Here is a 26,493-nt window from a genome sequence, read left to right as displayed (position 1 = left end):
GCGTGTGGTGTAAATCGTATACGATCTTCCGGTGCGCGCGCCAGGGTTCGCGGCGGGGCCGTGCCGCGGTGGGGCGCAGCGGTGAGCGCCGGTGCGAATCGGGTGAATCGACGGTGGCGGTTCGGCGCCGGTTGCGTGTCGATCTGACGGCGTCACTCCAGCGACGAGGAAACGCGGTAGAATAGTATGATGACCTCTTCCGAAAACGCCGCCCCCACCGAATCCGAGGGCGAGCGCACGACCTTCGCCGACCTGGGCCTTGCGCCCGAGGTTCTCCGCGCAGTGACGGATGTGGGATACGAAACGCCCTCTGCAATCCAAGCCGCCACGATCCCCACGCTCCTCGAGGGAGCAGACGTGGTCGGCCTCGCGCAGACCGGCACCGGCAAGACCGCTGCCTTCGCACTTCCGATCCTCTCCCGTATCACCCCCGGCCAGGGCGTTCCCCAGGCCCTCGTACTCGCACCTACTCGTGAACTCGCGCTCCAGGTCTGCGAGGCGTTCGAAAGCTACGCCACGCACCTGCCCGAAGTCCACCTCCTCCCCGTCTACGGCGGCCAGGCCTACGGCCAGCAGCTCTCCGCGCTGCGTCGCGGCGTGGACATCGTCGTCGGCACCCCCGGCCGCATCATGGATCACCTCAAGCGCGGTTCGCTCGACCTGACGCAGATCAAGTACCTCGTGCTCGACGAGGCCGACGAGATGCTCAAGATGGGCTTCGCAGAGGACGTCGAGACGATTCTCGCCGACACCCCGAAGGAGAAGCAGGTCGCCCTCTTCTCGGCGACCATGCCCGCCGCCATCCGTCGCATCTCGCAGCAGTACCTGAACGACCCCCGCGAGATCAAGATCCAGGGCAAGACGCAGACGAGCTCCAGCATCACGCAGCGCTACAACGTCGTCTCGTACACGCAGAAGCTCGACGCGCTGACCCGCATTCTCGAGGTCGAGGACTTCGACGGCATGATCGTATTCACCCGCACGCGCGGTGACTCCGAGCAGGTCGCCGAGAAGCTGCGCGCTCGCGGCTACTCCGCCGCCGCCATCAACGGCGACATCCAGCAGGCGCAGCGCGAACGCACGGTGCAGGCGTTGAAGGACGGCAAGCTCGACATCCTCGTCGCCACCGACGTCGCCGCCCGCGGCCTCGACGTCGAGCGCATCAGCCACGTCATCAATTACGATCTGCCGATCGACACCGAGTCGTACGTGCACCGCATCGGCCGCACCGGCCGCGCCGGTCGCACCGGCGATGCGATCAGCTTCGTCACCCCTCGTGAACAGCGCCTGCTGAAGGCGATCGAGAAGGCGACCAAGCAGCCGCTCACGCAGATGCCGTTGCCGCAGATCGACGAGGTGAACGCAACGCGACTGTCTCGCTTCGACGACGCGATCACGTCGGCTCTCGGCGAAACCCGCCGAATCGATGCCTTCCGCGACATCATCTCCCACTACGTGCGCCACCACGACGTACCCGAGACCGACGTCGCAGCTGCGCTCGCGGTCGTCGCTCAGGGGAAGACCCCGCTGCTGCTGACCGAAGACGATGACCGCAAGTTCGAGCGCGACCGCAAGCAGGCCGCGAAGTTCCTCGAGGATTCGGGGAGCGGTCGAGGCGACCGTCCAGGCCGTGAGGATCGCGGACCGCGCGAGCGCCGCGACGACCTGCGCATGTACCGCATCGAGGTCGGGCGCCGCCAGAACGTGCAGCCCGGCCAGATCATCGGCGCGATCGCGAACGAGGGCGGGCTGACCCGCGATGACTTCGGACGCATCCAGGTGCGCGACGACTTCTCGCTCGTCGAGCTCCCGGCCAAGCTCTCCGCAGAAACGGTCGCGCGACTCGAAGACACGCAGATCGGCGGCAAGTCGATCCAGCTCCGCGAAGACAACGGCCCGGGCCCGCGCGGCAAGGGATTCGACGACCGCGGCGGTCGTGGAGGTCGCGATGATCGCGGCGGACGCTCGGGCGGCGGCTACGGTGGCAGCCGTGACGATCGCGGCGGACGCGATGGCGGGTACGGCGGAAGCCGTGACGGCGGCGCAGGCCGCGCCGACGGCAAGCGCAAGCCCCGCTGGTAACTGAGAAACCTGACGACAGCACCCCTGCCGCTCCATTGCACACGCGTTCTGCGCGTGCGCCGGAGCGGCAGGGGTGCTGTGCTATGACCGGGCGCGCAGCCGGCCTCAGCCGCTGATGACGTGCGGCTCGGCGACGGCTTTCAGGCCGGCGACGCCGAACTCGCGCCCGTACCCCGACTGCTTCGCACCACCGAACGGGATCATGGGATGCAGCCCGCCGTGCGAGTTGATCCACGTGGTGCCGGCCTGCATGCGTGCGGCGACCTCGAGCGCCCGTGCGCGATCCGACGACCACACCGATGAACCCAGACCGAACTCGAGCTCATTCGCCAGCTTCACGACCTCGTCGAGATCTGAGTATCGGATGATGGGAAGGGCCGGGCCGAACTGCTCCTCCACGACCAGGTCGTTGTGCGGATCGATGTCCGCGACGAGCGTGGTCGGATAGAAGTTGCCGACCGCGTCGCGATCCGGCTCCCCGCCGAGCACGACCCGAGCCCCCGACGCCTTCGCCGACTCGACCAGGCGGTCGACTTCGTCGAACTGCGCACGGTTCTGCAGCGGGCCGAGCACGTTCTGCTCGTCGAGCCCGACGCCCATGGGCACGTTCGCCGCGAACTTCGCGAGCTCGTCCACCACCGCGTCGTAAACGGAGTCGTGCACGTAGAGCCGCTTCAGTGCGGCGCACGTCTGGCCCGTGTTGATGAAGGCCCCCCAGAAGAGATCTTCTGCGATGGCAGCGGGATCCACGTCGGGCAGCACGATGCCCGCGTCGTTGCCGCCGAGCTCGAGCGTGAGGCGCGCGACATTCGCAGCGGAGGCTTCGATGATCCGCTTGCCCACCGGGGTCGAGCCGGTGAACATGATCTTGCTGATCTTCGGGCTCCGCGTGAGCGCGTCGCCCACGGTGCGCCCGGGGCCGGCCACAATATTCAGCACGCCCTCCGGCAGGACCTGATTCATGACCGCGACCAGTGCGAGCACCGAGAGCGACGTCGTCTCGGCAGGCTTGATGACCACCGTGTTGCCCATGCGCAGCGACGGGGCGATCTGCCAGATCGAGATCATCATCGGCCAGTTCCAGGGGGAGATGGCGCCGACGACACCGAGCGGCCGGTAGTGCATCTCGGCATAGCCGGACTCGTCGTCGATGATGACCTCGACGGGGAGCGGCGTATCCGCAGCGGCGCGCGTCCACGCAACGCAGCCGCCGACCTCGAACCGGGCATTCGGGCCGTTGAGCGGCTTGCCCTGTTCCCGCGAGAGCAGCTCGGCGAGCGCCTCGGAAGAGGCTTCGATGGCGTCGGCGGCACGGTGCAGGGTCGCCTGGCGCTCCGCATCGGGGAGCGCGGCCCAAGCGGGTTGCGCCGCTTCCGCGCGATCGATCGCCGCATGCAGGTCGTCGAGCCCCTCAACGGGAGCGGTGCCGATGCGTTCTCCCGTCGCCGGGTCGAAGACCTCGCGCGTCTCGCCGCCAGCAGGTGTGATGGCAGCAAGCAGGCTGTCGTAGGTGTTCATGGATCCTCCACTTCGAGTCCGGTCAGTGGCTCCAGGGTATGCGGGGGCGGGGGCCGCTGCTTGTCTGGCGAAGCAGTGCCGTTGACGATCGCGGCACACCGTCGCGCTCAAGCTCGACGCCGCGCCCCAGGGCTGGAACGCTCGAATCGTCGGTGCGGCAACGCCGCCGCGCCGTGAGAGGAGTGAACGATGTCGGCTCGGTCTACTGGAGGCGCACCGCCTCGCAGCGTCATCGTGGTGGGAGCCGGCTCCGCCGGGTCCGTAGTGGCGCGCCGTCTCGCAGACGCCGGTGTCTCGGTCACCGTGCTCGAAGCGGGCGGGGAAGACGGGAATCCAGCGATCCACGACCCCATGCGGATGGGCGAGCTCTGGCACAGCGCCGACGATTGGAACTACTACACGGTGCCGCAGCCCGGGGCGAACGGTCATCGCCTGCATCTGCCGCGCGGCAAGGTGCTCGGCGGGTCGCACTCGCTCAACGCGATGATCTGGGTGCGCTGCTCACCGCTCGACTTCGATCACTGGGCATCGCTCGGGAACGACGGATGGGCTTGGGAGGACGTGCTGCCGGTCTATCGCGCGATCGAGAACTTCCACGGCGCAGGTGACGGCTCCGACGGGCTGCGCGGCACCGACGGGCTGCTCGACGTGACCGACGCCTATGCGCTCGCGCCGATCCAGCAGGCCATCATCGACGCGTCGGTGCAGGAAGGGCTCCCGCACAATCCCGACTACAACGGGGCCTCGCTCGACGGGGTGTCGCAGCAGCAGATCACCGTGCGCGACGGAAGACGGTTCAACACGTACATGGCGTATCTCAAGCCGGTGCGGGATCGCGTGAACGTCGAAGTGGGATGCCACGTCCACGAGTTGCTCTTCGCGGACGACGACGCCGATGCGACCGGGGATCGGGCGGCGAGGCCCCGTGTCACCGGGGTCCGCTTCTCGCAGGGCGGCGAGCTGCGCGAGTTGCACGCAGACGAAGTGGTGCTCGCGGCGGGCGCGCTGGACTCGCCGCGCGTGCTGCTGCGCTCCGGAATCGGGCCCGCCGACGAGTTGGCCGAGGTCGGCATCGAGGCGCGCGTAGACCTCCCCGGAGTCGGGAAGAACCTGCACGATCATTACCTCGCACCCGTGATCTTCGAAACCGAGCAGCCCGTCGGACCCCCGGAGGCCGGCCGATCGGTCACGCAGACCCATATCTTCTGGAAGAGCCGTGCCGAGCTCGACCGACCCGACACGCAGCCGATCAATTTCTCAGTACCCATGTACGGAGACTTCCTCGAACCGCGCTCCGCCGACGGGTTCACGTTCATGGCAGGGCTCGTCACCCCGAAGTCCCGCGGTTCGCTCGCGCTGTCGGGGCCCGACCCCGAAGACCCGGTGATCATCGACCTGGGCGCGCTCTCCCACGACGATGACGTCGCCTCGCTCGTCGCCTCGGTGCAGCAGTGCCGACGCATCGGCCGGCAGCAGGCTCTGGCGGGGGAGTGGGGCGCCACGGAGGTCTATCCCGGGCCGGAGATCGGAGATGGGGACGACCTCGTCGACTACGTGCGCGACACGGTCGCGATGTATCACCACCAGGTCGGCACCTGCAAGATGGGGGTGGACGAGCTCGCCGTCGTCTCCCCCCGACTCGCAGTGCACGGCGTCGACGGGCTGCGCGTGATCGACGCATCGATCATGCCGCGGGTGACGACCGGCAACACGAATGCGCCGGCCGTGCTGATCGGCGAACTCGGTGCGCGGTTCCTGCTGAGCGGAGAGCGCTGAGTCAGCTAGTTGCGGTACCGATTGCAGTAGGAGGGGTGGCACAGGCCCGTGATCAGCTCACTCCAACGGGAACGGCTCTGCTGCGAAGGTGATCACGGTCGCGCCGCCGGTCGCGTACCGGGGCACGTCGGCGGCGACGGTCTGCCCCTCGGGCGATTCGAGCGCGGCCCGCAGGGCGTCGGCGTCGGCGAAGGTCGCTTCGAAGACCGCGAAATACGGCGATTCGGGGATCGCCAGCGAGAAGTCGATGCTGAGCACGCCGGGCAGCTGCGCACAGAGCGGCAGGTGGACGTCGCGGTAGTAGCGTTCGAATTCGGCTCGATCGGCCGGTTCGGGGTACAGCACGAGTAGTCGGTGCGTCATCATCTGCTCCAGTCCGCGGTCACGCTGCTGCGGGCCGGTGCTCGTAGACCCGACGGCCGGCGAACCATGTCTCGGTCACGGTGGTCTGGACGAGCGAGCGCGCGTCATGCGCGAACGGGTCGCGATCCAGCAGGACGAAGTCAGCTGACTTGCCCGGGGTCAGCGAGCCGGTCTCGTGCGCGAGCCCCATCGCCTCCGCCCCGTTGATCGTGAAGGCGGCGATCGCCTCCGCGAGCGAGATCGCCTGCTCGGGCCAGAGGGCACCGGGGTACGCGCCGCTCGGATCCTCGCGGGTGACGAGGCCGTGGATCCCCTCCCACGCGTTCGGAGACGGGGAGACCGGCCAGTCCGATCCGCCGGCGACGACCGCTCCCGCATCGATGAGCGCACGATTCGGTTGGATGCGATCGGCGCGGTCGCGGGGGAGCACCTCGCGAATCGCCTCCACGATGGGGCCGGGAACCCAGATGAACGGTGAGATGTCGGCGGACACACCGAGTGCCGCGAACCGCGGGATGTCGTCGGGATGCACGAACTGGCCGTGCGCGATCTGATACCGCGGCTCGGTGGTTCCCTCGCCGCGCAGCACTTCGACGGCATTGAGCACCTCGTGCACCGAGGCGTCGCCGGTGCAGTGGATCTTCGCGGAGAGCCCCGCTCGAGCGACCCGGCGCAGCCAGCCGGTGAGTTCGGCAGGGTCGAGGAGGGTTTCGCCGTGGAAGTGATCGCCGTGAGCATCGTCGGGCAAGTACGGCTCGAGGAACGCGCCCGTGCGGGTCGGCGGTACGCCGTCGAGGAAGATCTTGACGAAGTCCGGGCGATGGTGCTCGGTGCGGAAGCGCTCGCCGCCGAAGACGAGGTCGTCTCCCACTTCGGCGAAGCCGAAGATCTCATCGTTGATGAGCAGGGAGCTCACGACCCAGGCGTCGAGGTCGCCGGATGCGTCGAGCGAGCGGAGCGCCTCGAGGATATGGGTGGAGACGCCAGCGTCCTGAAATGCGGTGACGCCGTACGAGTTGAGGATCTCCACTCCGCGCTGAGCCGCAGCTCGCTCCTGCTCGGCGGTGAGAGCGCCCGCAGCGGCATGCGCTCGGGCCACGGGGAGCCCGGCAGCCTCGAGCAGCACGCCGGTCGCCCGATCGTCCGCGTTCGGGTCGGTGAGCACGCCTGCTGAGCCGGGCTCCACCCCCGCGAGTTCGAGCGCGCGAGACGATGCCCATCGGTTGTGATGCGAGTCGTCGGAGAGCATGACGGGGCGGCCGCCGGCCGCTGCATCGAGACGCTCCAGCGCCGCCGCCGTGTTCACGTCGCCGAGACGATCGCTCGCCCACGGTCCACCGACGATCCAGGCTCCGTCGGGCAGCGTTGCCGCGTGCGCGGCAACGGCTTCCAGAATGCCGTCGAGACTCGCGCCGATGGGAACGCGCAATTCGAAGAGCTCCTCTTTCCCCGCGAGGAAGTGGTGATTGTGCACATCGACCAGCCCGGGCATCACGAACGCCCCGGCGAGATCGCGGATCTCGGTGTCAGGGCCCGCCAGCGGAAGCAGATCGTCCGAGTCGCCGACCGCGACCAAGCGACCGCCCGCGACCGCGATGGCCTCGGCCCACGCCTGCTCGGGATCCACGGTGTAGACGCGGCCTCCGGTGAGAATGAGATCAGGGGGCGACAGGGTCATCGGCGACTCCGTTTCGTGAGCGTGCTGGGCCCGCAAGCCGGGGGCATCGGGCGGTCTGCCGTCAGTATCGCAGCCGTCGCCCTCACGCCGTTGACCCAGCGCGCGGCGCTCTTGACGGTGCGGGATCGATCGCCCCGGCGGTCACGATGCCGCAGCAGGATGGTCGGAAACGGGCAGCGGATCTTCCGCCGCCCAGCACTCATCGGCGACAGGGAGACCCCACATGAGCGACCAGGCACCAGCATCGCAGCGCGTCATCGTGATCACGGGCGGAGGCACCGGCATCGGAGCTGCGATCGCGAAGCGCTACGCGGACGAGGGAGCGGCGGTGGCGGTGGTCGGGCGACGCGCCGAACCGCTCGCAGAGGTCGCCACTGCCACCGGAGCGCTCCCAGTCGTGGCCGACGCCGCCGACCGAGTCTCGGCCAGAGCAGCGATCGCGCGGATCCTCGAGCGTTTCGGCCGTATCGATGTGCTCGTCGCCAATGCGGGGGGCCACGGCTTCGCCTCCGTGGGCGAGACGAGTGACGCGGACTGGAACGCTGCGCTCACGGCGAATCTCACCACAGCGTTCGTGATGGCGCGCGAGGCGCTGCCGGCACTGACCGAGAGCGCGGCGCGGCGCGGCGGGAGCGAGATCGTCGTCGTCTCGTCGCTCGCGGGCCTCTTCGCCGGCCCGTCGGTCGCCGGCTACACCGTCGGCAAGCACGCGCTGATCGGATTGACGCGCAGCCTGGCGCGCGATTACGGGCGGGTCGGCATTCGGGTGAACGCCGTCTGCCCTGGCTGGGTGCGCACACCCATGGCCGATGCCGAGATGGACGAGTTCGCCGCCCATGCCGCGCAGATCGCGGATCGTGACGCAGGCTACGCGGCGGTCACGCGCGACGTGCCGCTCGGACGGGCCGCCGAACCGTCCGAGATCGCGTCGATCGTGCGATTCCTGGGTTCTGAAGAGTCGTCGTACATGACCGGATCCGTGCTGGTCGCCGACGGGGGCGCGCACATCGTCGATCTGCCGACTGTCGCGTTCGAGCACGCCGGAATGTAGTAGCCACGCTGGAGCCGCGGGTCGGGCCGGGAACGCATAGCGCGCGACCGGCCCGTCCGTCGGTCAGCCCCCCAGGTACGCGGCGCGCAGGAGCCGCGGATCCTGCTCGAGCGTTGCCGCTGGCCCCTGTGCGTGGCTGACGCGACCACTGGCGATGACCATCGCCTCATCCGCGACGCCCAGTGCGAGGTGGGTGAACTGCTCGACGAGCAGCACACCGACACCCGATTCGGCGATCTGCTGGATCACGGGGAGCAGCCGCATGAAGACGACCGGCGCCAAACCGAGCGACATCTCGTCGATGAGCAGGAATCGCGGTTTCGCGGCGAAGGCGCGAGCCAGCACCACCATCTGCTGCTCGCCGCCGGAGAGCAGCACGGACTGCGCGTCGATGCGCTTCTCGAGCTCGGGGAACGACTGCAGCACCTCTGCGAGCGCTGTTTCCGTCTTCGCCGTGAGGAGGATGTTCTCGCGCACCGTCAGTGAGGGGAAGATCGCCCGCCCCTGCTCGATGTGCGCGATGCCCGCCCGGGCTCGCTGCACCCTGCTGCGCTTCGCGATCGAGCTCCCGTCGAGTGCGACGTCTCCGGCCGAGTGCGGAATCACGCCGGAGACGGATTCGAGGAGGCTCGACTTGCCGGCACCGTTCGGGCCGACGAGCGCGAGGATTTCTCCCGAGCGCACCACGAGGTCGACATCGGAGACGACCGGGCCGGCGCCGCGGCTCACGGTCACTCCGGAAAGTCGCAGTTCGGTCATGAGCTGATCTCCGCATCTCCCATATAGGCGGCTATGACGACGGGGGTGTCGAGCACCTCGGCAGTCGGGCCCTGCGCGATCACGCGCCCGAAGTCGAGCACGGTGAGTTCCGTGCAGACGGAGCGCACCAGATCGAGGTCGTGCTCGATCAACACGATCGCGGTGTCGAACCGCGAGGGGATCCGTGTGAGTCGGTGCCCGAACTGCACATGCTCGTCGTGCGACAGTCCCGCCGCGGGTTCATCGAGGATCAGCACGCGCGGCCCCGCCAGCACCGCGGCGGCGACCTCGACGAGGCGCCGCGTGCCGATGTCCACGGTGGTGAGGGGCGTTTCGGGGGAGGGGCATCCGAGAAAGGCGAGCGCATCGGCAAGCTCGTCGTGATCCAGTCGGCGGCGTCCCACGAAACGCACGTACGCCTCGACCGTCAGCTGCGGGGGAACGCGATCCTGCTGGAACGTGCGGCGGAGACCGCGCCGGGCGCGCTGCGTGGGCGACAACCGGCTGATGTCGGCCCCGTCGAGCAGGGTGAGCCCCGCGTGCTGGGGAAGGAAGCCGCTGACCGCGTCGACGAACGTCGACTTCCCCGCACCGTTCGGACCGATGAGGCCCATGATGGATCGCTGGCGCACGGTGACGGCGACGTCGTCGAGCGCTTTCAGTGCGCCGAACTGCACGCCGAGGCCCGAGACCTCGAGCACCGGAGGAGCATCCGCGGGGATCGGCTGGGCGGCTTCGGGGACGGCGAACACGTCGAGCACGCTCGTTCCGACCTCCGTGACGCTTGCATGCTCGGAGTCGCGTGCTGCTCCTCGTGCGGCCGAACGACGGCGGAGCAGCCCGCGAATCCCCTCGCCGAGATTCGAGCCGCTCGTGAGGGCCTGGATGCCGAGGAGTCCGAATACGACGAACCCCCAGTCCTGCGGCACGCCCCATCTCTTCAGCAACTCGGGGACCACGACCCAGAGGATGCCGCCGAAGATGGCCATATCGATGAGGTAGGCACCGCTCATCACCGCGAGGATGTAGAGCGCTAACGACTGGAGTGGGGCGAAGCTCGAGGCGAACGGCAGCTGGACCTGCCCTGCGAGCAACCCGCCGGAGATACCGGCCAGTGCGGCACTCACGGCGAATGCTGAGAGTTTCGCTGCAGACACGCTCTGGCCGACCGCAGCGGTGCCTCGCTCTGAGAACGCCACCGCCTTCCAGCCGCTCCCCATGCGGCTGCGCTGCAGCGCGGACACGATGAGCGCGCAGATCACCATGACGACGGCGGCGAAGAAGAAGTAGTCGCGATCGCTCGTGAACCCGTTCGGGCGGGCGACGGCGATGCCGTCAGATGCGCCGGGAAACTGGATCTGCACCAGCATCACATCGAACGCGGCCGCGAAGCCGAGGGTGACCACGGCGAGGTTGACGCCGCGCAGCCGCAGCGCCGGGAGGCCGATCACGATGCCGGCGACGGCGCCGGCGGCTCCGCCCGCGATGAGCCACACGATGAATCCGCCCGGGGCGTCGAGGGTGTTCAGCCAGGCGACGACCCACGCGCCGATCGCGGCGAATGTGAGCTGCGACAGTGCGATGATTCCGGCAGATCCGGTGACGACGCCGAGGCCGAGCACGGCGATGATCGCGGTGAGTGCACTGATGCCGAGGAACACGTAGTAGCCGGAGAGACCGACGCTGAGCGCCCAGGCGACGCCGACGCCGGCGACCGCGACGACGATGGGCAGGATCACGCGGAAGCGGTGGTTAGCGAGCCACATCCCACACCTCCTTCCGCTGCGACCACAGGAGCAGCACGACGATGAACAGGAACGGGATGAAATTGCGGACGAACGACACGGCTGGGACCTGCGCGACGATGCCGGAGATGATGCCGAGGAGCAACCCGCCCGCGACTGCGAAGTCGAGGCGTCGGAAGCCTCCGAGCAGGGCGGCGGCGGAGGCGGGGATGATCAGCATCGACAGGCTGATGGCATCGTTCGACTGGGAGGGTGCGATCACGAGGATGGTGACGGCGGAGATCGCCCCCGTCACCGCCCACACGCCGATCGAAAGCGGTTTCGCCGCGATGCCGATGAGCTCGGCCGTCGTCGGTCGCTCAGAGAGTGCTCGGAGTTGCGTGCCGATCGTGGTGCGGGTGAGGAGCAGCGCGCAGCCGGCAGCGACGACCACGGCGATGACGACCATCACGATCGTGACCCAGCTGACGACGACGCCCGCGACGGTGAACGCCGGACCGGAGAGGATCGGCTCGAACGGCTGCGGCTTGTTGCCGAAGATGATGAACGACAGTGAGATCAGCATGAGGAGCGGAGCGACGGTCATCGCAGAGCGGAGGGTGACGGTCGCCTCCGAGAGCCAGGTCGCGGCGATCCAGCCGATCGCGCCGTTCAATGCAGCGCCGACCAGGATGCCGACGAGCGTCGCCGCCCAGACCGGGAGGCCGAGCTCGGTGGCGAACCACACCGCCGAGAACGCGGCGAACATGCCGGTCGCGGCCTGTGCGAAGTTGACGACGCGGACCAGGCGGCTCATGAGCGTGAGGGTGACTGCGAGCACGGCGTAGAGTCCACCGGACGCGAGTCCGGCCAGGGCGCCCTGCACGAGCGCGCCGCTGTTCATGCGCCGACCCCGGCGCATGAAGTGTCGAGAGTGGGGTGACGCATGTGGCTCCTTCGCCGAAGTGCATTCGGAATGGTGGATCGGGAGCCCGGCGCACGAGCGGGTTCGCGCCGGACTCCCGTGGTGTGCGCCGGCCGGTCCGCCGTTCGGGGACCGGCCGGTCGTCAGTTCGCCGGGAGCAGCCAATCGTCGGCCGACTTCTCCCAGGCGCGGGTTCCCGATTCGAGTACGACCGGCCACCCGCCGGGCGTGTACTCCTGCTCCGCGATCTGATCGAACTGGTACGGGAAGGCGACCATCGGGTTCTCGATGGGCTCCATGTCGTGGAGCGCCGCGGAAACGGACTCGCGCGTGAACTCGCCGTCCATGTTCGAGAGCACCTCGACGAAGTTCATCGCCGCGAGATACCCGCCCTGGCTGAACGAGGTGAGTGCGATGTCGTTCTCCTCCATCAGCGACTTCCAGTCGGCGTTGATCTCGCTGTCCTCCGTGAACGGGTAGAACTCGGCTGGCACGTGCACGCCCTTGCCCGTCCAATCGAGCGCCGACGCGAAGTTCTCGCTGTACACGCTGGTCAGGAACAGGAAGGTGACGTCGTCCCAGCCCTGGGCCTGCGCGGCCTTGACCTGGCCGATCGCATCGGGCTCGATGCCGTTCACCGCGATCGCCGAGCAACCGGCATTCTTCGCCTTCACGATGTAGGGCGTGTAGTCCGAGCCGCCGTACGGCAGGCTGTCGTCGACGAGCAGGGGCTCCTTGCCGGTGATCTCGGTCCACTTCTCCACCCCGGCGAGATACGAGGGCTTCGTCGAACCCGCGATCTCGAGGAGCACGCAGATGTCGTCGAGACCGAGGTTCTCCGAGCCGTTGAGCAACGTGAGCGTCATGTCGTTGAACGGACCGAGATTCGCAGGCGCGATATTCGGGGAGTTGAAGCAGCCGGTGTCTACGCCGATGCCGGGCATGGACAAGACGCTCTCCTGCGCGTAGTAGTCCTGGTTCACCTCGCACTCGATGAGCGACGCGCCGCCGACGAGCGCCACGACCTCGTCACTGCCGACGAGTTCGCGTGCGGCGGCGGTCGCAGACGCCGGATCTCCCTTGTCGTCGACGGTGTTGTACTCGATCATGCGCCCGTCGATGCCGCCATCGGCGTTGACGCGATCGAAGACCGCCTGCGCCGCGGCGCTCGCCTCGGGGAAGGTCGCGGCGCCGCTGAGCGTGTTGACGGATCCGAGCCTGATCGGGGCGCCTTCGCCCCCGTCTCCTCCGCCTCCGGCGCAGCCGGAGAGCGCGAGAGCGGATGCCGCCGCGATGGCGGCGACACCGGTGATGCGTCTCTTCATGTCATGTCCTCTCGAATGGATCGTGATGCGGGAAGTGCGTGGGGGCTGGCGTCTGCTCTGCAGAGCGCTCAGACCGGTTGGACATCGGGATACGCGACGGACCCGATGGGGTAGATGTGGCCGCCGGCTCGGGAGTGCTCGGCGTCGCCGGTGCCCGTGAGCCCGAGGAAGACGCCCGTCGTGCGCAACTGATATCCGAGATCGTGCAGCCACACGCTGGCGACCGCGATCCGGAACTCGCGGAAGCAGAAGAGGTAGAGGCCGTCGGAGAACTTCCACACGGTCGAGAGATCCATGTCTCCGTGCCCGCGCTGCACCCCTTCGACGCACTGCCACGCGTACCGCTCGCTGGAGATGTAGACGTGCTCGTACAGGTGGTGCGGGCTGTAGCGGTACAGGTTGCGCTTTCCGATCAGATCGCGTGAGGGCCCGGGTGCTTCGCCCGACGGCTCGCCGCCGTCCGTGACCGCCGCCCAGAAGGTCTGGCCCACGCGCGGCTCTCCGGCGTGATCCTCCGAACCGATGGTGGAGCGCACCACGAGCGCCCGATGCGTCGATTCGGAGAAGATCACCGTGAGTGATTCCCGCTCGAGTGATTCGAGGGGGAGGTTCACGAACACGGTGTCGGAGCGCACCCGCACCGCGTCGTACGGGTCGCGGTGCTCGTCGCCGCCGGGGAGCGAACCGTCGGCCCACCACGTCACCTGCTCGGTGCCGAAGGACAGGCGAAGCGAGGATCCGTCATCGAGTGTCAGGGCGAGCGCCGTGCCCGCGAGGCTGGCATTCGGAAGCCGGAAGGCGTCGATGCCGGCGGCGAACTCGTCGTAGCTGCGCCACTCGTTCGGGTCTGCTGCGGTGATGTCGTGCGTGGTCATGGTGCCGTCACTCCTTCGTGCGCGGAGAGCGTCGAAGAGGCGGTCAGCAACGCCGAGGGCGGATGCCACCGGGCTTCGTCGCCCGTCAGGTGGCATTCACTGTACGCAGCGTCAGGGGCGTGCGGAGGCGGCTGCAGGCGGCTCGTCTGTCTCAGTCAACCGTCGTTCGCTGCGCGACAACAACGGTCACGAAACGGCCTCGAACCAGCCGGGAGTCCGGGCTAGGCGCGTCGCAGCTCGCTGGGCGAGGCGTTGAACGCCGCCTTGAACACGCGGCTGAAATGCGCGGCGTCGGTGAAGCCCCAGCGCGCGGCGATGGTCGAGACGGTCCGATCCTGCAGCACCGGATCCAGCAGATCGGCACGGCACCGTTCGAGTCGACGCTCGCGTATCCAGGTCGACACCGTGGTGTCGGCTTCGCGGAAGAGGGAATGGAGGTGTCGCGTCGAGATGTAGTGCGCGGCGGCGATCGTGCTGGGGGAGAGAGCGGTGTCGCCGAGATGCGACTCGATGTACGCCGTGATCTTCTGCAGGAGGAGCTGATGCGGATCGCGCTGCGCTGGGTCGGCGTCGAGAATGCTCGAGAACAGGGTTCCCATGAGATCGAGACTCGTGTGCGCGAGCTTGGCGCGCACGCGCCCGTCGAGGTTCGCGAGCTGCGCGGGGAACTGCGAGAGGAACGCTGTGACGACAGGCGCGAGACCGCTGTGCTCGCGTCCCAGCGACACCGCTGTGAGCTGCTCCGTGAACGGGATGGGGAGGTCGACGCGATCCTTCGGGAACATCATGATGAGGTTCCGGAACTCCTCGCCGAAGAGCAGCGAGTACGGGCGCGACGTGTCGTAGACGGAGAGGTCTCCGGGGCTCATGACGACCTCGCGCCCGTCCTGCACGAGAATGCTGCTCCCAGACAGCAGGAGGCTCACCTTGTAGTAGCCGCTTCCGCCATCAGCGATGGTCTCCGGCGTGCGCTCGACGAGGTGCGGGCGTGCGACGACTTCCGTGAAGACCACGTCATCGGCGTCGGCCGACACCATCCGTGCGGAGAAGCGCCCGGCGTACTCCGTGGACACGCGCAGTGGCACGAAGGACGACGCGACCATCTGCCGGAACGCTCCGAGGTCGTCGGCACGGGTGCGCTGGGCGTTCGCAAGGGCTTCGCTCTGCGTCATTGCAGTGTTCATTCCAGGATCCCTTCGGCATCGCTGACGTTCGTGCTCGGGTCGGCGCACCCGCACCGGAGGGGTCACTGCGATGCGCACCGCTCACGGCGTGTCACTTCGAGAGGATACACCTTCAGGCTCGAACGCTCGCGAGCGATGCGTCCAAGGCGTCGAGGAGGATCGGGAGCTCCGCTTCACCGAACGCGAGCGGTGGGCGCACCTTCAGAACGCTCTGGTCCCGGCCGATCCGCGAGATCAGCACCTTGCGCGCCTTCATCTCCTCGACGACCCGCGCCGCCAGTTCGGGTGCCGGCGCTCCGTCGACCGCGAAGTCGAGACCGAGGAACATGCCCGTGCCCTTCGCGGCTCGCACGAAGTCGTAGCTGTCAGCCACACCGTCCAAGTGGGCGCGTGCGGTGCGACCGAGGGATCGGGCCCTCGCCATCATCCCGTGCTCCTCCATTTCGAGCAGCACGGCCTCGCCCACCGCGGCCGAGACCGGGTTGCCGGCGAAGGTGTTGAAGAACTCGTTGCGCGAGCCGAAGGCGTCGAGCACCGGCTCGCTCGTGACCACGGCCGACATGGGGTGGCCGTTGCCCATCGGCTTCCCCATCGTGACGAGATCGGGGGAGAGGGCCGTGAGCTCGTGGCCCCACATGTGGGATCCGGTGCGGCCGAATCCGCTCTGCACCTCGTCCGCGATGACGAGTCCGCCGGCGACGCGCACGCGCGATGCGATCTCGGGCAGGAGACCCTCGGGCACGCGGGGCATGCCCTCCGTCGAGAAGAGCGGATCGAAGAGGCACGCCGCGACTCCGAACCCCGCCTCCTGCAGCGATGCGATCGCTGCGTCCACTTCGCTCAGGGTCGCGGCGAGCACATCGGCCTCCGGCCGGGAATCCCGATCGAGGTCGGGAATGCGGATCGCGCGCACGTGGGCTCCGAGCGGCTCGCGAGTCTCCAGGCCCGTCGTCATCTCGGCGAGTGCGATGGTCGTGCCGTGGTAGCTGTAATCGGAGACGATGACTCCGGTTGCGCCGGTGAGCTGGCGCGAGATGCGCAGCGCGAGTTCGTTCGCCTCCGAACCCGAGTTGCCGAAGAAGACGCGGTCCAGGTCGTCGGCGAAGGTTGCGAGCAGACGCTCGGAGTAGTCGATCACGCGGTCGTTGAGGTACCGGGTGTGCACGTTGAGCGTCGCGGCTTGATCCGCGAGCGCGCGGACCACCCGCTCGTTCGCGTGGCCGACGTGCGGCACGTTGTTGTAGCCGTCGAGGTACCGGTCGCCCGAGGCCTCGGTGAACCAGACGCCCTTGGCGGCGACGAATTGGAGCGGTTCGCGGTAGAAGAGCGGGGAGTAGGGGCCGATGGTGCGATTGCGGCGGGCGAGCAGGTCTGCGGTGGAGGACATGGGTTCCTGTCTGTGTGTGAGCGGCGGAGGCGATGCGGGTGCGGCCGTCAATCGGCGATGAGGTCCTCGGCGAGCCGCACCACGTGCGGCAGCACAGTGCGCGCGTGCCATTCGGCAGTCGGTTCGCCGCGACGATCCGCCGACCAGCCGAGGTAGGTGAGTCCGCGAGCGAGGAGGATCGCCGGGAACACCTCGTGGTCGGCCTCGTCGAGTGGACGCACGGCCTCGTAGCCGGCGAACAGCGCGGAACGGTAGTCGGCGGCGCGCGGGTGCGGCGTGTAGAAGTAGAGCGCGGTGGCGAGGTCGAACAGGTGCCAGCCGGCCGCGAAGTCGTCGAAGTCGATGACCACCAGACCAGTCTCCGTCCGCAGCACGTTCTCGGGGGTGAGGTCGGCGTGGATCGGGCCGAATCGATGCGGAGGGGTGCCGTAGGCGGTGATCTGCCCGCGTACGCGTTCGATCGCGCGAGAGACGGTCGCGCGCTCGTCTCCCACCAGCTCGGTGAGCCCGAGAGGATCGCCCCAGGCCGGTTCGCTGCCGATCAGGCCCTCGAGGTCCCAGTCGTCGCGAGACACGGCCATCGCGTAGCCGGAGCGCTCGGTGGCGGCGTGGAGCTCCCCGATCAGGCGTCCCAGTGCGGTGAAATCGGAGGGCTCGAGATCTGCGGTGCCGGCGACCGCGGTGCGCTCGTCGCCGAACATGCCCCGGTTCGGGATCAGGCGCTGCACGTCGACCTGATGCGGCCCCACTGCGCTCTCGGCGCCGACCACGACGAAGCCGCTCCCGTCTGGCGCGGCGATGAACTCGGGCACCGCGACGCCTTCAGCGTGCAATGCGCGGACGAAGTCGAGTTCGCACCCGAGCTCCGCGTCGGAGTGGTAGCCCTGCCGGTGCACGCGCACCACGTACGGCCGATGATCGGAGTCGAATCGGTAGACGAAGTTCTCACGGTTCTTCAAGAGCTCCAGGTGCGTGGCGGCGTCGAAACCCCAGACGGTGATGGCTTCGCGGGCGAGGCCCTCGGCGATCTCGAGCGTCACGGTGGTCATCGGGGTCCTCTCGTCCGGGCGGGCCGGAATCGACGGACCACCGCAATCTGTACTCCGAGTATAGAAACTGAACGCTGCGTCCACAAGACTCGCCGGCGCCTTTGTAGACTGGTCTCCGTGAGCACAGCACCATCCGCCTCGAACGCCCCTGAGCAGTCGCCTGATCGCCGCAGCCTTCGCGAGCGGAGACAGGAGCGCACCCGCCACGAGCTCGTCGATGCGGTACTCGAGATCATCGCCGAGGGCGGCCTCCCCGACGCTACGATCGAGCGGGTGTCAGAGGTGTCGGGCATCTCCAGGGGAACCGTGTACGCGCATTATCCCGGCGGGAGGGACGCGCTGCTCCGCGATGCCTACGCCAGGCTGGGGCGCGAGCTCGTGGAGCGGACGCGCGCCGCCGCCGCCGCTGCGAACGACTGGCGGGAGAGCCTCTTGGCGCACGCGAGCGCCATGTTCGATCTCGCCGCCGATGCGCGGCTCGGGCACTTCTACAACGTGTCCGGACCGACGCTCGTCGTCGATGGGGCCGAGCGCGGCATCGGCTCGGGTGCGAGCGCGGCGATGATCGGCGACACCCTCCTCGCGGCGCAGCGCGGCGGAGCCGTCAGCGCGGAGGTCGACGCGCGGGCGACGGCGGTACTGCTCGTCGGCGCCCTCCGGGAATCGGCGATCGGCATCGCGTCGACACCGTCGGGGTCGACGACGTACTTCGCCGCGTTCACGCGCCTCATCGACGGCCTGGCCGCCGGCTGACCCTCGCCCCTCGCTCCCGGTACCCACGTCGCGAGCACCGGCGTCGAACAGTGGATCCCCGTTCTGCAAGCGATCCGGGATCCGCAAGTTCATTCCCGTCTGGGTCGACTTGCAGAACGCGGATCGCTCGCACAATGCGCCTGACTATTCGGTCTCAGCCGGAACGTCGATGCCGTTCACGCGCTGAATCTCCCGCTGATACTCGGCGACGACGCTGCGCGAGACGCGGCAGTCGAGCAGGAGCGTTCCATAGGCGCCCGCTTCGGTCCACGTGCGCAGAGTGTCGAGGTCCGCCAGCGTGCGCACGCGCACCCCTGTCGCGCCGAGCGCGGAGGCGACACCCGCGAAGTCCACGTCGGAGATCAGCATCGGTTCCTGATCGAGGCCCAGCTCGCCGTAGAGATGCACCTCCGCTCCGTACGCGCCGTCGTTCCACACCACGATGATGCAGCTGGACGCCGTGCGGATCGCGGTTTCGAGATCGGCGAGGGCCATGAGCCCGCCGCCGTCGCCGGTGCTGAGCACGGTCGTCGTGCCGGGGACCGCCGCAGCGACGCCCGCGACCGTCGAGAAGCCGAGGCCGATGGTCTGATAGGCGGTGCCGACCATGATCATGCGCTCCGGAGCGGCGACCGGCCAGTACATGTTCGCCCAGCCGAGGAAGTGACCGCCGTCGGTGGTCACGTGACGCTCCGCCGGCAGCAGTGCGCCGATGCGCGCGGCGACGGCGCGAGGATCGAGCCTGCCGTCTGCGCACACACCGTCGACGACACCGGTGCTGCGCTCGCGCAGTGCGCCTCCCGGTTCGAGCCCCGCGACCGTCGTGCGCCAGCCGCCCGCCGAGCTCCCCGAAACGTCGCGCACCGCCGCGATTCCCGCGAGCAACCGGTCCAGGATGTCACGGGCATCGCCCTGCAGCAGCTGGTGCGAGATGGGACGATTCGTCCTCGGAGGGGCGACCTGCTCGGCATCGACGCGAATCACGGTGGTGCCGGCGCCGAACAGATCGCCGAACCGCATGGTGAACTGGTTCAGGCTCGCTCCGACGACGAGCACGACGTCTGCCGTCTCGACGACGCTCATGGCCCGCTGCTGGCCGAAACCGCCAGTGACGCCGAGGTCGAACGCCGTTTCGGGGAAGATGCCTCGGCCGAGCGCCGTCGTGGAGGTCAGTGCGCCGAGCGCCGACGCGATGCTCCCGAGCTCGGCTGAGGCTCCCGACACGTGCGCGCCGTGGCCCGCGATGACGAGGGGGCGCTCGGCTTCGAGGAGGGCGACCACCGCGAGTTCGATCTGATGGTCTGCGGGACGGGAGACGGGAGCCGGGGCGGGCGAGGGAGTGGCGGGCGCCGAAGCCAGGGAGCCGGTGCTCTGCGCAGACGGCTCCGCCCCGGACACGGAAGCGGATAGGGCGGCGAGCACCGCGGGATCGGCGAGGTCGATGCCCTGCGCTTCCGCTCCAGGCGCGGATGCCGCACTGGAATCGACCGCGCCGGCGACCTCCACACCGACGAGATCGTAGGGGATGGCGAGCACGACCGGGCGCCGAACGCGCAGCGCGTAGGTCACTGCGCGTTCCACCGTCCGCGCGATGTTGGTCACCGAGAGCGTGTGCGTGCGGATGCCGAGGGCCGCCGCCAGCATCTCCTGATCCACATCCCACGGGCGCGGCCCGGTGCTCGGTGCATCTCCGACGACGACGAGCATCGGCGTGCGAGCCTGAGCCGCCTCGGCGAGCGCGGTGAGCGCATTCGTGAAACCGGCGCCGTACGTGGTGGTGGCGATGGCCAGCTCCCCGCTGACGCGCGTGTACGCGTCAGCGGCGGCGACCGTGCCGGCTTCGTGGCGCACGGCGACGTACTTGAGGCCGAGTTCGCCGAGCTGTTCGATGAGGTGGGCGTTGCCGTTGCCCATCAAGCCGAACATCAGGCGGGAGTGGGGGGCGAGTGCGGTCGCGAGTGCGCGCACCAGGGTGGTGTGAGACATGACAGGTCCTTCGGGAGGGTACTCGAAATACAGGGAACCGTGTATGTCTCGCCGGGCGGCATCGCTCCGGCAGCAGCGCCCCTTTTTCGAGCGCCTTCCCCGGCAGGGCCGGCGGAAACCCGACCGAGCTGGACCTCTTCATCTTAGTGAGCGCTCCCGCTCACCGGTAGCTCTGCGCGATCCGCTCTGCCGCTTCCTGCAGGGCGTCGACGACCTCGCCGATCGTCTCGGGGACCTTGAAATGCACGACGGCGATCGCTGCAGGGGGCTCGCCGGCGATGCGCAGCGGCACGGCGATGCCGGTGACGTCGTCGATGACCTCTGCGCGGCTGAGCGCGTAGCCCTTGCGTCGCGCCTCGCTGCCGGCCCGGCTCATCTCGGGGTCGCCGAGGTACGCTTTCCGCTCAGCGCGGGTGAGCGACGATTCGATGGCGTGGCCGGGGGCGCCGCGATGCAGCGGGTGCCGCACACCCGGGTTTCGGGCGATGGTGGCGGCGACGTTCGACGGTTCGGCGGTCACGAGGGTCACCACCTCGTCCGCGTCGAGCACCGTGACGAACGTGGTCATGCCGAGCTCGTAGGCGAGCTCGGTGATCACCGGCATGGCGGCGGTGTGCAGCGCCGGGGCCACGCCGCGGGCGAGCACGGTGAGTTTCGGGCCGAGGCGGATCAGGCCGGCCTCGTCGCGCGCCACGAAGCGGTGCTGCTCGAGGGTGCGCAGGATCCGGTAGGCATTCGAGCGGTGCACCTCGAGACCTGCGGCGAGGTCGGCGATCGACATCGGGGATTCCGCCTCGGCGAGCAGTTCGAGCGCGCGCAGGCCGCGCGACAGTGTCTGGGAGCCGGCGGTCGTTCCGGCTTCGCTCGCGGAGGTCATGACTCCTATTCTGTCGGATTCTCCGGCGGGCACGTATTGCGCATGAGCGGAGACGCACATATTCTAAGTGTGCAGTATTCAGACTGAGTGTTCACTTAGTGAACACGTACCGCGGCGCTGGCTGCGGCGAGTGAGGAGAAACAGTGCAGTTCCATCACCACGGGTACGTCTCGACCGATCCGCGCATCCTTCCGGCCGCTGGCGTCGGCGTCGACCGTCCCGTCGACCTGCCCGAGCAGATCGATGTGCTGATCGTCGGCTCCGGCCCCGCCGGCATCGTCACGGCGGCCCAGCTGGCCCAGTTCCCGAACGTCGTGACGCGCGTCGTCGAGCGCCGCGACGGACGGCTCGTGCTCGGTCAGGCCGATGGCATCCAAGCGCGCAGCGTCGAGACGTTCCAGGCATTCGGCTTCGCCCAGCAGATCATCCAGGAGGCGTATCGCATCACTGAGACCGACTTCTGGAGTCCGGATCCCGAGAATCCCGAGAACATCGTGCGCAGCTCCATCACGCCCGACGATCCGAAGGGCATCAGCGAGTTCCCGCACCTCATCGTCAACCAGGCCCGGGTGATCGATTACTTCGCGGAGTACGCGCGGCGCGCGCCCGCCCGAGGCGACATCGACTACGGGTACGAGTTCGTCGACCTCGAGGTGACGGGAGACGGCGACTATCCCGTCACCGTGACGCTCCGGAAGATCTCCGGGTTCACCGGCGCGGGAATCAACGCCGCGAAGGAGGGCGACGACGAGGGGGAGACCCTGGTGGTCCACGCGAAGTACGTCGTCGGCGCGGACGGCGCCCGCTCCTCGGTGCGGCGCTCGATCGGCGGGTCACTCGCCGGATCCTCGTCGCTGCGCGCCTGGGGCGTCATGGACGTGCTCGCCGTGACCGACTTCCCCGACTTCCGCAAGAAGTGCATCATCCATTCGGCAGCCGGCAGCATTCTCCACATCCCGCGCGAGGGCAACCACCTGGCGCGCATCTATGTCGACCTCGGAGAGACCGATGAGCACGACGCCGGCAAGGTGCGCGGCACGTCGCTCGACGAGATCATCGCCAGGGCGAACGCGATCCTCCATCCGTACACGCTCGACGTGCGCGACGTGCCGTGGCACAGCGTGTACGAAGTGGCGCACCGCCTCACCGACCGGTTCGACGACGCTGCGACTTCGCCCGACGGCAAGGGACGCGTCTTCCTGATGGGCGATGCGTGCCACACGCACAGCGCGAAGGCCGGGCAGGGCATGAACGTCTCGATGCAGGACGGCTGGAATCTCGGGTGGAAGCTCGGGTACGTGCTCGAGGGGCGCAGCCCGGAGTCGCTGCTCAAGACCTACTCGGACGAGCGCTGGGTGACGTCGAAGAATCTCATCGACTTCGATCACCAGTGGTCGACCCTGATGGCGAAGAAGCCGGAGGAGTTCGCGTCCCCCGACGAAGTGGCCGAGTTTTACGTGCAGACCGCCGAGTTCCCTGCAGGCTTCATGACCCAGTACACCGACTCGATCCTCGTCGGGACCGATGCGCATCAGGAGCTCGCGAGCGGGTTCGCGATCGGCAAGCGTTTCAAGTCGGTGCTCACCACGCGGGTGGCCGACGCGGTCGACGTGCACCTCGGTCATCATCACCGGGCGGATGGGCGCTTCCGCATTTACGCATTCGCCGACGTCGACGGCACCAAGCTCGACGAGTGGGCGAAGTGGATGCTCGAAGCAGCCGAGTCGCCGCTCGCGCGCTTCACCCCGGAGGGTGCGGACCTCGACTCCGTGTTCGATGTGAAAGCGGTCTTCCAACAGCATCACCACGAGGTCGATATCGCGCGGGTCTCACGACTGTTCCTGCCCGCATCCGGTCCGTTCGGGCTGACGGACTACGAGAAGATCTACGCCGCCCATCCCGATGACGACATCTTCGAGGCACGGGGCGTCAGCCGTGACGGGGCCATCGTCGTCGTGCGACCCGATCAATACGTCTCGACGGTGCTGCCGCTCACCGCGACGGACGAGCTCGCGGAGTTCTTGAGCGGGACGTTCCTGCCTCAGCTCTGACGAGCCAGCTTCCGCCTCCGGCTGATGGTGGTACCCGCCCAGGTCAGCACCCAGAGCCCCACGCCGATCGCGAGGAGCAGACCGGCGATCTCGTACTGGATCCAGTCCTCGACACTCCTCGCCCAGGGGCCGACCAGGAAGAGCGACAGCGCGGCGCCGAGGATCGGGATCACCGTCGGCGCGCGGAAGCCGCCCTCGACCCTCGGTTCTCGACGCAGCACGAGGAGCGCGATGTTGACGACGGCGAAGACGCAGAGCAGCAGGAGACCGGTGGTGCCGCCGAGTGCGCCGACGATGCCGTCATCCGAGTTCAGGTTCACGTAGACGACCAGGCCCACGGCGAGCAGGGTGCTGAAGAGGATCGCGACCCAGGGCGAGCGACGCTTCGGCAGCACCTTGCTGAGCACCTTCGGCAGTACGTCCTGCTTCGCCATGCCGTAGAGCAGGCGACTCGCCATGAGCATGTTGATGAGTGCGGTGTTGACCACTGCGAACACGGTGAGGAACGGGAAGATGGCGTCGACGGGAATGCCCGGCGCCCCGATGCGGACCACGTCGAGGAGGATGCCGGCGTCGGGGTTCTTCGGGTTGAGCAGGTCTCCTGGCGGGATGACCATGATGACGGTCACCGCCACGAGCATGTAGACGATCGCGCAGATGCCGAGGCCCGTCAGCATGATCCTGGGGAAGTCGCGCTGGGGATCCTTGCACTCCTCGACGAGGTTCACCGAATCCTCGAATCCCACCATTGCGAAGAACGCGATCGCGGTCGCCATCGTCACAGCTGCGAACGCGCCGCGGTCCCCGGGGGTCTCGAAGACGACGAGACGCGAGACGTCGCCGTTGCCCTGCACGATCGCGATGATCCCGATGAGGATGATCACCGCCATGATCGCGATGGTCACCAGCGTGAGCACGAGATTGAACTTCACGCTCTCGCCGACGCCCCGCAGGTTGATGAGCGCGAGCACGAGGATGATGGCGATCGCCGCGAACATCGTCGCCGTGGCGTCTTGCGGTACGCCATCGAAGAACTGCCCCATGCCGATGAGGAGGTTCTTGCCCACCAGGGTGGCCGATGTCGCCGCGCTCGTGATTCCTGAGGACGCCACCGCGAAGGCGATGATGAAGGTGACGAAGTGCACTCGGAACGCCTTGTGCGCGTAGAGGGCAGCGCCCGCGGCCTGCGGGTACTTCGTGACGAGTTCGAGGTACGAGAACGCTGTGAGCGTCGCGATCACGAAGGCGAGGAGGAACGGGAGCCAGGCGACGCCCCCCACCTGACCGGCGACTCGGCCGGTGATGGCGAAGATGCCGGCGCCGATGATATCGCCGATGATGAGGAGCAGGAGCAGCTTCGGTCCGATGACCCGTTTGAGGCCGGTGCCGTGCTCTCTTGGATCGTCGCCGATCGAAGCGACGGCTTCAGTGTTCAACTGCGCCATGATGATTCCCGTCGTGCGTCGTGGTCGTGATGACGTGCAGTCGTTCGCCGGCGCCCGCGCCCCGGGAACGATGTGCGCCTACTGTACCGCGCAGGATCGATCGCGCGGGTGCTGGGCGCGATCGAGTGGCGCGGGCACGAACTGAGGCCCCGGAATCCAGCTGGATTCCGGGGCCTCAGTACGTCGAACGCGAGTTACTTCGCGGCGAAGCGGAAGAGCTTCTTGTTCGCGAATTCGAGCATGCCCACCTTGCCGAGCTCGCGGCCGTAGCCCGACTTCTTCACGCCGCCGAAGGGCACATCCGCGCCCTCGAGGCCGGCGCCGCCGATGAAGACCATGCCGACGTCGAGCTGGTTGCCCACCTGCTCGGCGCGCTCGAGGTCGTCGCAGATGATGACGGAACCCAGGCCGTACGGCGAGGAGTTCGCGAGATCGATCGCCTCCTGGTCGCTCGAGACCTTGTAGAGCTGCGCAACCGGGCCGAACAGCTCCTGGCTGTACACGTCCATCGACGGGGTGATGTTGGTGAGGATCGACGGGGTGTAGAGGTTGCCATCGGGCGTGTTGTCGCCGACGAGCACCTCAGCGCCCTGCTCGATCGCGCCCTGCACCTGCGAGGTGAGCGTCTTCGTCGCGCCCGCCGAGGAGAGCGGGCCGAAGTCGCCGGCCTCGTAGGACTGGCCGGCGATGGCCGCCTTGTACTTCTCGGCGAACTCGTCGAACAGCGAATCGATGACGACGATGCGCTTCGAGCCGTTGCACGCCTGACCCGTGTTCTCCATGCGCCCGCCGACCGCGTGCTCGACCGCGTGATCGAGATCATCCGTGTCGAGCACCAGGAACACATCGGAGCCGCCCAGCTCGAGCACGCACTTCTTCAGCGCGCGCCCGGCCTGCTCGGCCACGATCGCGCCTGCGCGCTCCGAGCCGGTCAGCGAGACGCCCTGAATGCGATCGTCGGCGATGATGTCCTCGATCTGCTCGTGCGTCGCGAAGACGTTGACGTAGGCGCCCTTGGGGAACCCGGCGTCGAGGAAGAGCTGCTCGAGCGCGAGTGCCGACTCGGGGCACTGCGCAGCGTGCTTCAGAATGACGGTGTTGCCGAGAATGAGGTTCGGCACCGCGAAGCGCGCGACCTGGTAGTAGGGGTAGTTCCACGGCATGATGCCGAGGATCACGCCCGTGCCCTGGAAGCGGAAGAAGCTCTTCAGCCCGTCCTCGACCTCGAGCTGCTCATCGGCGAGCCACTTCTCGGCGTTGGCGGCGAACGCTGCGCTGATGGCGCCCGAGAACTCGGCCTCGCCGATCGACTGATCGAGGGGCTTGCCCATCTCGCGGTTGATGATCGCGCCGAGCTCCTCCTTGCGCTCCTCGAACAGCTCCGCTGCGCGATGGGCGAGCGCTGCGCGCTCGGCGACGGTGGTCTTGCGCGACCAGTTCTGGTACGTCTCCTGCGCCGACGCGAGCGAGGCTTCGATCTCCTCGGTGGTCGCGTCGGGGTACTCGGCGACTGTCTCGCCCGTAGCCGGATTGATGACGGCGAACGTGCTCATAGGTGACTCACTCCTTAGTGATCGTCGGTGTTGTGCACGCCCAGTCTCCCACATCGGCGGTCGTGAGCACTACCGCCCGAGAGGATCGAATCATGCGAATTCACCGGGTACTCGCCGACGATTTCGGAAGTG

20 protein-coding genes are annotated in these 26,493 nt (G+C 68.1%); 5 read left to right on the top strand and 15 right to left on the bottom strand.

Translation table 11 applies throughout. The features are described from left to right. Positions 1 to 189: 189 nt before the first annotated feature. On the top strand, positions 190 to 2,082 hold the full coding sequence (locus JSQ98_RS05075; RefSeq protein ID WP_211648629.1) for a DEAD/DEAH box helicase: 1,893 nt from the start codon (positions 190 to 192) through the stop codon (positions 2,080 to 2,082). 105 nt (positions 2,083 to 2,187) lie between these two features. Here the strand turns inward: JSQ98_RS05075 and JSQ98_RS05070 are convergent, their stop codons facing one another. Beyond that, positions 2,188 to 3,600, bottom strand: coding sequence for an aldehyde dehydrogenase family protein (locus JSQ98_RS05070; protein ID WP_211648627.1), 1,413 nt, complete (start codon positions 3,598 to 3,600; stop codon positions 2,188 to 2,190). A 189-nt stretch (positions 3,601 to 3,789) separates the two neighbouring features. Here JSQ98_RS05070 and JSQ98_RS05065 point away from each other — a divergent pair, with 189 nt between their 5' ends. Beyond that, the gene (locus JSQ98_RS05065) at positions 3,790 to 5,376 is read left to right on the top strand and encodes a GMC family oxidoreductase (RefSeq protein WP_211648626.1); all 1,587 of its coding nucleotides are present in this window, start codon (positions 3,790 to 3,792) and stop codon (positions 5,374 to 5,376) included. 57 nt (positions 5,377 to 5,433) lie between these two features. Here the strand turns inward: JSQ98_RS05065 and JSQ98_RS05060 are convergent, their stop codons facing one another. Continuing rightward, positions 5,434 to 5,739, bottom strand: coding sequence for an EthD family reductase (locus tag JSQ98_RS05060; protein ID WP_090150200.1), 306 nt, complete (start codon positions 5,737 to 5,739; stop codon positions 5,434 to 5,436). Positions 5,740 to 5,758: 19 nt separating this feature from the next. Next, complete coding sequence (locus JSQ98_RS05055) at positions 5,759 to 7,417, bottom strand: amidohydrolase (protein WP_211648625.1); 1,659 nt, start codon at positions 7,415 to 7,417, stop codon at positions 5,759 to 5,761. Positions 7,418 to 7,640: 223 nt separating this feature from the next. Between JSQ98_RS05055 and JSQ98_RS05050 the strand changes: the two genes are divergently transcribed. Beyond that, positions 7,641 to 8,468 (top strand): SDR family NAD(P)-dependent oxidoreductase, encoded by an 828-nt coding sequence (locus JSQ98_RS05050; RefSeq protein WP_211648624.1) that lies wholly within the window; start codon positions 7,641 to 7,643, stop codon positions 8,466 to 8,468. 63 nt (positions 8,469 to 8,531) lie between these two features. Here JSQ98_RS05050 and JSQ98_RS05045 read toward each other — a convergent pair whose 3' ends face one another. The 8 genes from JSQ98_RS05045 to JSQ98_RS05010 form a co-directional block, all read right to left on the bottom strand. Next, entirely contained in the window at positions 8,532 to 9,227 is a 696-nt protein-coding gene (locus JSQ98_RS05045) for an ABC transporter ATP-binding protein (RefSeq protein ID WP_211648623.1), read from the bottom strand. Then, the gene (locus JSQ98_RS05040; RefSeq protein WP_211648622.1) at positions 9,224 to 10,993 is read right to left on the bottom strand and encodes a branched-chain amino acid ABC transporter ATP-binding protein/permease; all 1,770 of its coding nucleotides are present in this window, start codon (positions 10,991 to 10,993) and stop codon (positions 9,224 to 9,226) included. The genes JSQ98_RS05045 and JSQ98_RS05040 overlap by 4 nt, the downstream gene beginning before the upstream one ends. Beyond that, positions 10,980 to 11,855: a branched-chain amino acid ABC transporter permease gene (locus tag JSQ98_RS05035; RefSeq protein ID WP_200331702.1), complete on the bottom strand. Its 876-nt coding sequence runs from the start codon at positions 11,853 to 11,855 to the stop codon at positions 10,980 to 10,982. The genes JSQ98_RS05040 and JSQ98_RS05035 overlap by 14 nt, the downstream gene beginning before the upstream one ends. 164 nt (positions 11,856 to 12,019) lie before the next feature. Continuing rightward, a complete protein-coding gene (locus JSQ98_RS05030) occupies positions 12,020 to 13,201 on the bottom strand; it encodes an ABC transporter substrate-binding protein (protein ID WP_211648621.1) in 1,182 nt (393 codons plus the stop codon). A 68-nt stretch (positions 13,202 to 13,269) separates the two neighbouring features. Next, complete coding sequence (locus tag JSQ98_RS05025) at positions 13,270 to 14,076, bottom strand: MoaF C-terminal domain-containing protein (protein WP_090150195.1); 807 nt, start codon at positions 14,074 to 14,076, stop codon at positions 13,270 to 13,272. Between the two features lie 221 nt (positions 14,077 to 14,297). Continuing rightward, complete coding sequence (locus JSQ98_RS05020) at positions 14,298 to 15,260, bottom strand: AraC-like ligand-binding domain-containing protein (protein ID WP_211648620.1); 963 nt, start codon at positions 15,258 to 15,260, stop codon at positions 14,298 to 14,300. A gap of 112 nt (positions 15,261 to 15,372) precedes the next feature. Then, positions 15,373 to 16,647 carry an aspartate aminotransferase family protein gene (locus tag JSQ98_RS05015; protein WP_211648619.1) on the bottom strand — a complete coding sequence of 425 codons (1,275 nt, stop codon included), beginning with the start codon at positions 16,645 to 16,647 and terminating at the stop codon, positions 15,373 to 15,375. Between the two features lie 47 nt (positions 16,648 to 16,694). Further along, the gene (locus JSQ98_RS05010; protein ID WP_211648617.1) at positions 16,695 to 17,696 is read right to left on the bottom strand and encodes a phosphotransferase enzyme family protein; all 1,002 of its coding nucleotides are present in this window, start codon (positions 17,694 to 17,696) and stop codon (positions 16,695 to 16,697) included. Between the two features lie 117 nt (positions 17,697 to 17,813). On the opposite strand from JSQ98_RS05010, the gene JSQ98_RS05005 reads away from it, so the two are divergent. Continuing rightward, the gene (locus tag JSQ98_RS05005; protein ID WP_090150117.1) at positions 17,814 to 18,449 is read left to right on the top strand and encodes a TetR family transcriptional regulator; all 636 of its coding nucleotides are present in this window, start codon (positions 17,814 to 17,816) and stop codon (positions 18,447 to 18,449) included. Positions 18,450 to 18,593: 144 nt separating this feature from the next. On the opposite strand, the gene JSQ98_RS05000 is transcribed toward JSQ98_RS05005, so the two are convergent. Together JSQ98_RS05000 and JSQ98_RS04995 are read right to left on the bottom strand one after the other, a co-directional pair. Then, the gene (locus tag JSQ98_RS05000) at positions 18,594 to 20,435 is read right to left on the bottom strand and encodes a thiamine pyrophosphate-binding protein (protein ID WP_211648615.1); all 1,842 of its coding nucleotides are present in this window, start codon (positions 20,433 to 20,435) and stop codon (positions 18,594 to 18,596) included. A gap of 160 nt (positions 20,436 to 20,595) precedes the next feature. Continuing rightward, entirely contained in the window at positions 20,596 to 21,312 is a 717-nt protein-coding gene (locus JSQ98_RS04995) for an IclR family transcriptional regulator (protein ID WP_090150084.1), read from the bottom strand. A gap of 143 nt (positions 21,313 to 21,455) precedes the next feature. Between JSQ98_RS04995 and JSQ98_RS04990 the strand changes: the two genes are divergently transcribed. Further along, a complete protein-coding gene (locus JSQ98_RS04990; protein WP_211648614.1) occupies positions 21,456 to 23,363 on the top strand; it encodes an FAD-dependent monooxygenase in 1,908 nt (635 codons plus the stop codon). Here JSQ98_RS04990 and JSQ98_RS04985 read toward each other — a convergent pair. Both JSQ98_RS04985 and JSQ98_RS04980 read right to left on the bottom strand, forming a co-directional pair. Beyond that, positions 23,354 to 24,808, bottom strand: coding sequence for an APC family permease (locus JSQ98_RS04985; RefSeq protein ID WP_211648613.1), 1,455 nt, complete (start codon positions 24,806 to 24,808; stop codon positions 23,354 to 23,356). The genes JSQ98_RS04990 and JSQ98_RS04985 overlap by 10 nt on opposite strands. 194 nt (positions 24,809 to 25,002) lie before the next feature. After that, positions 25,003 to 26,361, bottom strand: a complete 1,359-nt coding sequence (locus JSQ98_RS04980; protein WP_090150074.1) for an NAD-dependent succinate-semialdehyde dehydrogenase — start codon at positions 26,359 to 26,361, stop codon at positions 25,003 to 25,005. Positions 26,362 to 26,493 lie beyond the last annotated feature (132 nt).

This window comes from Leucobacter manosquensis (genome assembly GCF_018304845.1).
In the GTDB taxonomy this organism is placed as follows: domain Bacteria; phylum Actinomycetota; class Actinomycetes; order Actinomycetales; family Microbacteriaceae; genus Leucobacter; species Leucobacter alluvii.
This window is presented reverse-complemented; position numbering and strand designations above follow the sequence as displayed.